Below are 7,940 nucleotides of genomic sequence, written 5' to 3'. Positions count from 1 at the left end.
TTCAAGGCCTTCTGCGACAGCCGCGCGCCGGGCAATAAATTTGCACATCGCGCTACCGACCTGCCGGCCGGCTCCTCATCGCCCATGAAATGGGTGAACCCGCCGGTGGCTTACATGCTGCATGCAGGTGCTCCCTTGTTGCTCGATGCCGGGGTGACGCTGCATGGGCTCAATGCCGGCGACCCGCAGCGCATCGCGCTGGAAGCGTATCCCGGCATGATCGCGCGCTCGATCACGCGGCAGTCGTACAAGAACGACGATCCGCGCAAGCACAGCGAAGAACGGCGCCAGGCGCGCCGGCAGATACTCGATGCCGTCGCCAGCGGCGACTATCCGCTGGGCGTGCGCATCGACTGCGGAACATTTCGGGCAGCATTGATCGACGATGGCAGTGCCGATCTGCTGGATGCGGTCTTGTGCCTGCTAGCGGCGGCCTGGAGCTGGCAGCGGCGTGCCGAGGGCTTTGGCCTGCCGCCGTTCGACCCGCTGGAAGGCTGGATCGCCGGCGCCTGACCGGCGCGGCGAGAAGCTATCCGAGGCGCCGTCCGGCGTAGTGCTGGTACCAGGTCAGGCAGGCCGGGTTGCTCATTGCGTCCGGATTGGCGATTTTTTCGATCGGCATGCCCAACAGCAGCTTCTTGACCGGCAACTCCATTTTCTTGCCGGTCAGCGTGCGCGGAATTTCGGGCGCGACAACGATCTGGTCAGGCACGTGGCGCGCCGACAATTGGCTGCGGATGCGATCGCGAATCGCCTGCTCCAGTTCGACATCAAGTTTGGCGCCGTCGCGCAGCACGATGAACAAGGGCATGAATGAGGGTCGTCCCAGGTATTCCAGGTCGACCACCAGGCTATCGACGATCTCGTCGAACTGTTCGACGACGCGATAGATTTCGGCCGTGCCCATGCGGATGCCATGGCGGTTGATGGTGGTGTCGGAACGGCCGTAGATGATCGCGCCGCCGCGCGGCGTAATGCGGATCCAGTCGCCATGCCGCCACAGTCCCGGATAGGTGTCGAAATAGCTTTCGAGGTAACGCGCATTGCCGGGATCGTTCCAGAAATACAGCGGCATTGATGGCATCGGTACAGTCACGACCAGTTCCCCAACGGCATCGATCACGGATTCGCCATGCTCGTCGAATGCGTGCACCGCGACACCCAGGTAGCGGCACTGCATCTCGCCGGCATGAACGGGCAAGTTCGGACAGGCGCCGACAAAGGCAGCGGCGATGTCGGTGCCGCCGCTGATGCAAGCCAGCAGAAGATCCTGGCCGACTTCGCGATAGATCCAGTCGTAGCAATCGGCAGACAGCGGCGAACCGGTGGCGCCCACCGCGCGCAGGGCCGACAGGTCAGCCAGCCGTGCCGGCGCCAGGCCGGCCTTCAGGCAGTTGGCGTAATAGGCCGCACCGGCGCCAAAGAAAGTGATCTGCGCCTCTTCGGCGAATTTCCACAGCGTGCCGAGATCCGGATAGCCCGGATTGCCGTCATAGATGCAGATCGTGGCGCCCGCCAGCAAGCCGGTCACCTGCGAATTCCACATGATCCAGCCAGTGGTGGAAAACCAGAGGAAGCGGTCGCGCGCGCCAAGGTCCAGGTGCAGCGCATGCCCCTTCAGGCTTTCCAGCAGCGCGCCGCCATGGCCGTGGACGATGGGCTTGGGCATGCCGGTGGTGCCCGACGAGTAAAGCACCCACAAGGGATGATCGAACGGCAGTTGCGCGAAGTGCAGCGCGGTTTCTGCCTGCTCGCCATATTGGCCGTCGGCCGGCTGCAGCAATTGCGCCCAGCTTGTAGCGCCATCGAGCCTGGCCGCCTGGTCCAGGTAGGGCAGCAATACCGTGTGCTGCAGCGTCGGCAGTTCGGCGCGCATGGCCTGCACCACGGCCAACCGATCGAAGTCGCGCCCGCCGTAACGATAGCCATCCACGGTAATCAATACCTTGGGGTCGATCTGGCGGAAACGGTCGAGGACGCTGGCCGAGCCCATGTCGGGCGAACAGCTCGACCAGATCGCACCGATACTGGCGCAGGCAAAAAACGCGAGGGCGGTCTCGGCGATATTGGGCAGGTAAGCGACCACGCGGTCGCCCGGTCCGACGCCCATTGCGCGCAGGCTGCCAGCCACGCGCGTGACCTGTTGCCGCAGATCGGCCCACGACAGTGTCTGCATGCCGCGCAACTCGGAGCGCGAAATGATGGCAGGCAAGGCGCCGTCCTCGCCATGGTTGAAGCGAAACAATTGCTGCGCGAAATTCAGCCGCGCCCCCTCGAACCATTTTGCGCCCGGCATTTTGTGCGTATCGAGCACCTGATGATAAGGCGCGGAACTCTGGACCTTGAAATACTGCCAAACGGATTCCCAGAACGATTCGGGATGGGCGACCGACCAGTGCCAGAGTGCATCGTAGTTGTTGAAGCTGAGCGCTTTCTCGCGCGCCAGCCACCGCATGTAGTCGGTAAGGCGACTTTGATCGATTCGCTCGGGCGAAGGGCTCCACAAGGGTGGCGATGCGCTGGACATCGGGTCTCCTGATTTTATTTACGCACGATCGCGCAACAAATTCCCCCATATTAATTCAAAGAAGATGCGTACAACCAACCAGGAAAGGATGCAAACATGGATACCCCCCAATCGACAAACATCGGACGCGACATGAAGGCGCAACAGGCTGTGGAAGACGTTCGCAGCACGGCACATGAGGGAATTGAGCAAGCGACACAGGCAGCGGCGCCGGTGATGGATCGGCTTTCCAGCACAGCGCACAGTGCTGCGGATCGGCTGTCTGATTTCGCGTCGCAGGCGCGCAGCACTCTTTCAGACAAGGCCTCGCAATTGAAGGATGTGCAATCGCAGGTGGTGGCCGACACCCGCCAGCGAATCCGCGACAAGCCAATGGCCGCGATGGCGATTGCTGTCGCCGCCGGTTTCCTGGTGCGTCAATTGTTCCGGCGGCGGCATTGACGGCGGGTTACAGGTATCTGGACAGTCCGATCTGAGGGCGGCGCAATCCGACGGTCCAGTGTGGCCGTCGGATTGTGATGCTGCTTACACAGTCACTGTCTAATGCAGTTGCCGCTTGAGTTGCGACAATTCGTCATGCGCCTGCATGACGGCGTCATGTAATTCTTCATTGACATTGCCAGCGCGCTCGCACGCGTCGCGGGCCTCGTCGCCCATTTGCTCCAGTTCATCGATACATTGAGTAATGCGCGTCTGGTCAGCGGTCTGCATTTCTTGCATTACCTGGTGACTGCGCTGATCCATCTGCTGCACACAATCCTTCACGTCCATCGGCACACCTTGCGCATGTGCACAAGCTGCCGCAGCTTGCTGGATGGTCTGCTCGATTTGGCGGAAGCGCTGCCTGATTTCATTTGTTTGCATCATGATCTACTCCTTGCTATCGGTGGACCGGGAACGACCCGGTTCCATTGGATGAAGCCCGATGATGCTGGTTCCGCAAAGGGTCAGGTTCAATGCAGCATCTGGCCCTTGGTCGTCATCGGCGGCTCTGCTTCCTGCAAAGGCACACCACTCTCGATGAAATTGCGCATGCGTTTCAGGTCGTCCTCAAGCTGCCTTCCGGGATCGCTGCCCATCAGCATGGCAACAGTCGTGCCGAGTGCGCCAGCAGGAGGCCGGTAGGCCATCTGCACCGTGGCGCGCGTGCCCCCGCCGTTGCGCGGCTCCAGATAAACTGCGCCGCTATTGTCGATCATCGAGCCCGGCTCGCTTTCCCATTCAAGGGCATGCGGCCGTTCGACACGGGTCAGCACGGAATTCCATTCGATTTGAGCGCCGCCAGGCCCGCGTACTGCCCAATGCGAACGCTGTTGGCCGAGGTCGCGCACTTCTACGACGTGGGACATGAAGTGCGGGAAGTTTTCGGTGTTGCTCCAGACGTCGAATACAGCATCGGGCGCGGCCTTGATGTCGATCGTGCGCGACATCTCGACGGGCTGGCCGTCGACTGCGCCGCTGATCCCGCGCCGCCAGTCGAACGCACGCAAGTGAAAAGGCTCGGACAGACCGGACAGCCAGTGGAGTCCGGTACGGATGATATCGGACCCAGCACCGCGACCGCGCGACAGTCCGTAATAGCCCAACAACGCGCCACCAGCGGCCAGCGCGATCAGTGGCAGGCCGCCACTTGCCCGGCGCAGCCCGCGTGCGCCGTCGTCCAGGTCGACACGCACCGCATCGACACCGGGTATCGACTGCACCAGGTCCAGCACCACTTCGCGTTCGTCCGGCTCTACCAGACCGCTCAGCGTGATACGACCCTGGTCCGCCACGACTTCGATTGCATGCGGGCTGGATGCCGTCCGGTTCAACTTGGACCTGACGCGCGCTTCCAGTACGTGATCGTCGATGGGCTTGCTGCTGCGTTGTCCGGCCAGACGACCCGCACTTTGCTGCAAACCGGCAAATCGACTGGAGGCGTCGCGCCATGCCGAGTTCGCAAGGTCGCCCGTGCGGCTGGACATATTGCGTACGGTTTTTTGCAGCAGCGAGCGCCGCCGGCGGCCCTGTTCGGGGTCAGTCAGGTACATGGCAATGGCGCCCAAGGCCATGCCACCCAACACCGCAAGGGCAATACCTGCTCCCGAATCTTCTGTTTCGTAGCGATCCACTATTACTCTCCTGGAGAAGTCACTGCGATTTGGATTGCTGGCCAAACAACAGGTTCCGCTGGCGTTGCGACGCCCGCGCCAAAGACATGCCGCACAAGGCATTTCCGGAGGAAGTAACAGGAGGTGGATGCCGCCACCCGGCGCGCGCAATCGCGGCGGGCGGATGCGCGAAATCACTCGGCGCTATTTCTCGGAGAACATGTTGAAGCCGTTGCGCCAGGCAATCTTTTCGGCGACATCTTGCGGCAAGCTTGCCAGCAGCCGCCGGTAATTGGCCAGGATATCCGGCACTTCCGACCAGCGCGATGTGACCCAGGTGTCGGTCCCGAGCACGAAGCGGTCGGGATATTTCAGCATCAGTGCACGCCAGCGTGGGCTGAGCTTGCCGCCGCCGTCAATGTCGCCGCGATAGGACAGCTCGCCCACCAGCGACGGATAGCGGGCGAACATTTCTTCTACCTTGTCCAGGCCAGTGCTCATGCCCGTATGCGCCCAGATGATGCGCACGCCGGGCGCATGACGCAGGATTCGTTCTATCGCATCTTCATCGGCATGGGCATGCAACCACAGTCCGCGCTCCTTGGCCATGCGCGCCATCCGTGCCACATAGGGTGCATCGGCGTCCTTGCCAAAAATGTGGAACTCGCCAATGCCGCGATAAACGCCGCGCTTGAGTTCAGCCTCGACCAGCTTTTCGATTTCCGGATTGCTGAACCAGTTGTGGCGGTCAGGCTGTACCCGGTAGGGCCGCATGAAGGGAACGATCAGGATATCGCTGTTCTTGTCGCGCGCCAGCGTCGCCATCAGGTCGAGCGTGCCCTGGTTGGGGCGGCTGGTAGCCAGTACGCCTTTTATGCCCTGTTGACGCCACAGCGCAATGACCTGCTCGGGCGAGAGCAGGCTGCGCGCTTCGACGTTGTAATGCATGTGGGCGTCGAATACGGGTAGCTCGGCGCCACGGGCCGCAAGCGGCTGCAGCATTGCCAGGGCAAGGAGAGAAGCGCCGGATATCGGCTGCCATGACTGCTTGATTGCACGACGCATTGCACCACTCCCGGTTTGCCGTTATGGCTGGTCATTTGCAGGCCTTTGGATCGGGCGCACAGGCCAATAGCTGGCGACCCGCTGCCCTTTTAAAGGATAAACCAACTGGTTCAGGGCTGCTCGCTGCCCAACATGGCCGTGACGACCCTGCGCGCGCTGGGCAGGAAACGCGCAATCGTCGCCAGCAGTTCGTCTTCCTCCACCGGCTTGCCAAGATAAGCGTCGCAACCGGACCAGTTGCCGCGGAACTTGTCCAGCGTCGAGGACTTGCTGCTCAACATGACGACGGCGGTGGATTGTGTTTTTGGGTCTGACTTGATGCGTTGGCACACCTCGTAACCGTCGATGCCAGGCATCAGCACATCAAGGAATATGCAGGCGTAGGCCTTGGCGTGCGCCATCCTGATCGCGCTCTCGCCATTGGCTGCGTAGTCGACATCGAAACGAAACGGCGCCAGGCGCGAACGCATGAAGGCGCGCACGGTGGCGCTGTCGTCCACCACCAGTACCGGTTCGCGCTTCAAGACCGACATGACGGGCGCTGCTACGGCGCTCGCTCGCTGGTCGGTGCGCCGGCGTCGGGCATTCTGATCGGCTGGCGGGGTTCGCCTGCTGGCGCGGCGCTCAACGGCAATCTGCATCACCCGGTCGAGCGTATCGAACAGGCGCGACCAGTGGATCGGTCGCTCGACAACCGGCCAGGGCTGGCCGTCTTCTGCGCCGCCGACCAGGACCGCTGGACAGTAAAGATTGGGACCACGGCCACGCAACTCGGCCAGCGCGGCGGCGTTATCGGCGTTGACCAGGTACAGGTCAGTGCGCCCTGCTTCGTCCTGCGCATAGGAAAAAAGCCGGCGATCGGTGAGCCGGAACGTGGAAGCCAGCAGCGACTGCTCGCCGTCGGGAAAGCCCAGCAGCTCAACCACAAACTGTCGCTGCCCGGAATCTGCACTGCTTGCGTTCATGGATGGTCGCTTGATGGCGATGGAAAGACCCGCTGTGCCAGGACCGGGATGAAACCGACCAGGTGCGCATCTGGCGCGCTGTTAGCACGCCGATTCTAGCCTAAATAGCATGAACCACAAGCCAGGCGCCCTGGCGGGCGGTGCCGCTGCAAAGCTGTCATACTGCGCCCTTCTCCCCTTGCTGTGATTGAGGCAGGCGCCCCGTCGCCCCTGCCTGCGGCCGCTTATGGATTCTCCAAAAAATATCCGCTCCTACCCGTCCTACCACGGGACCGGCGCCAAACGCGCCCCGTTCCTGCCTATGAGCCGGGAGGAAATGGCGCGCCTGGGCTGGGACAGTTGCGATGTCATCCTCGTCACGGGCGACGCCTACATCGACCATCCGAGTTTCGGCATGGCCCTGGTCGGCCGCTTGCTGGAGGCGCAGGGATTCCGGGTCGGCATCATCAGCCAGCCGGACTGGTTGTCGGCCGAGCCGTTCCGGGCGCTGGGCAAACCGAACCTGTATTTCGGCATTACTGCCGGCAATATGGATTCAATGGTCAATCGCTACACATCCGACCGCAAGATCCGCTCCGACGACGCCTATACGCCCAACGGCGAGGCCAACCGGCGGCCGGATCGCGCCGTCGTGGTGTATGCGCAACGCGTGCGTGAAGCCTATCCGGGCGTGAATGTCGTGATCGGCAGCATTGAAGCCAGCTTGCGCCGGATTGCGCACTACGACTACTGGTCGGACAAGGTACGGCGCTCGGTGCTGCCGGACTCCAAGGCCGACATCCTGTTGTTCGGCAACGCCGAACGGGCACTGCTGGCGCTGACGCACCGGCTGGCCGCCGGCGAAGATATTGGCGCGATCCGCGACCTGCGCGGCACCAGTTTCATGGTGCCGCGCGGATGGAGGCCCAGCCCGCAATGGTCCGAAACGGATTCCACCCGGATTGACAAACCCGGCCGTGTCGAGCCGCATCCCGACCCTTATGAAATGAAGGCCAAGAACGACGACAGCTGCGCCACGCCAGCCGATGGGGAAGCCGCCACGCCGGCGCCGGCAGCCGCCGTGCAGCCGATCCGGATCGTCTCGCGCGAGGAGCGCATGGCGCAATTGCTGGAAGTGCGCGCACGCAGCGTGGTGAGGCTGCCGGCCTATGAGGTGGTCAAGGACGACCCGATACTGTACGCGCATGCTTCACGCGTGTTCCACCTGGAGTCCAATCCCGGCAATGCCCGTGCGCTGGTGCAGGCGCATGGCGAACGCGACGTCTGGCTGAATCCACCGCCGCTGCCGCT

General features: G+C 62.6%; 7 protein-coding genes and 1 pseudogene. 3 read left to right on the top strand and 5 right to left on the bottom strand.

Annotated elements, in window-relative coordinates; translation table 11 throughout:
* On the top strand, positions 1-513 hold a 513-nt coding region (locus Q7T64_RS07830; protein WP_304793888.1), incomplete at its 5' end, for a DUF429 domain-containing protein.
* A gap of 16 nt (positions 514-529) precedes the next feature.
* On the opposite strand, the gene Q7T64_RS07825 is transcribed toward Q7T64_RS07830, so the two are convergent.
* Positions 530-2,527, bottom strand: a complete 1,998-nt coding sequence (locus Q7T64_RS07825) for an acetoacetate--CoA ligase (protein WP_304793885.1) — start codon at positions 2,525-2,527, stop codon at positions 530-532.
* Between the two features lie 96 nt (positions 2,528-2,623).
* Here Q7T64_RS07825 and Q7T64_RS07820 point away from each other — a divergent pair, with 96 nt between their 5' ends.
* The gene (locus Q7T64_RS07820) at positions 2,624-2,968 is read left to right on the top strand and encodes a hypothetical protein (RefSeq protein WP_304793882.1); all 345 of its coding nucleotides are present in this window, start codon (positions 2,624-2,626) and stop codon (positions 2,966-2,968) included.
* Between the two features lie 99 nt (positions 2,969-3,067).
* Here the strand turns inward: Q7T64_RS07820 and Q7T64_RS07815 are convergent, their stop codons facing one another.
* The 4 genes from Q7T64_RS07815 to Q7T64_RS07800 all read right to left on the bottom strand — a co-directional run bounded on the left by Q7T64_RS07815 (position 3,068) and on the right by Q7T64_RS07800 (position 6,650).
* Positions 3,068-3,394: a hypothetical protein gene (locus Q7T64_RS07815; RefSeq protein WP_304793879.1), complete on the bottom strand. Its 327-nt coding sequence runs from the start codon at positions 3,392-3,394 to the stop codon at positions 3,068-3,070.
* 86 nt (positions 3,395-3,480) lie between these two features.
* Positions 3,481-4,641, bottom strand: coding sequence for an SRPBCC family protein (locus Q7T64_RS07810; RefSeq protein WP_304793876.1), 1,161 nt, complete (start codon positions 4,639-4,641; stop codon positions 3,481-3,483).
* Between the two features lie 183 nt (positions 4,642-4,824).
* Positions 4,825-5,685 carry an amidohydrolase family protein gene (locus tag Q7T64_RS07805; RefSeq protein WP_304793873.1) on the bottom strand — a complete coding sequence of 287 codons (861 nt, stop codon included), beginning with the start codon at positions 5,683-5,685 and terminating at the stop codon, positions 4,825-4,827.
* Between the two features lie 110 nt (positions 5,686-5,795).
* Positions 5,796-6,650: a PleD family two-component system response regulator gene (locus tag Q7T64_RS07800; RefSeq protein ID WP_304793870.1), complete on the bottom strand. Its 855-nt coding sequence runs from the start codon at positions 6,648-6,650 to the stop codon at positions 5,796-5,798.
* Positions 6,651-6,876: 226 nt separating this feature from the next.
* Between Q7T64_RS07800 and Q7T64_RS07795 the strand changes: the two are divergent.
* Positions 6,877-7,940: pseudogene (locus tag Q7T64_RS07795) on the top strand (YgiQ family radical SAM protein); the annotation flags it as partial.

The organism is Lacisediminimonas sp. (assembly GCF_030645335.1).
Lineage (GTDB): Bacteria > Pseudomonadota > Gammaproteobacteria > Burkholderiales > Burkholderiaceae_D > Lacisediminimonas.
This window is presented reverse-complemented; position numbering and strand designations above follow the sequence as displayed.

Coding starts and splice junctions, on each gene's coding strand:
- Q7T64_RS07820 (WP_304793882.1), top strand. CDS start 2,624: ATGGATACCCCCCAATCGACAAACATCGGACGCGACATGAAGGCGCAA.
- Q7T64_RS07800 (WP_304793870.1), bottom strand. CDS start 6,650: ATGAACGCAAGCAGTGCAGATTCCGGGCAGCGACAGTTTGTGGTTGAG.
- Q7T64_RS07825 (WP_304793885.1), bottom strand. CDS start 2,527: ATGTCCAGCGCATCGCCACCCTTGTGGAGCCCTTCGCCCGAGCGAATC.
- Q7T64_RS07805 (WP_304793873.1), bottom strand. CDS start 5,685: ATGCGTCGTGCAATCAAGCAGTCATGGCAGCCGATATCCGGCGCTTCT.
- Q7T64_RS07815 (WP_304793879.1), bottom strand. CDS start 3,394: ATGATGCAAACAAATGAAATCAGGCAGCGCTTCCGCCAAATCGAGCAG.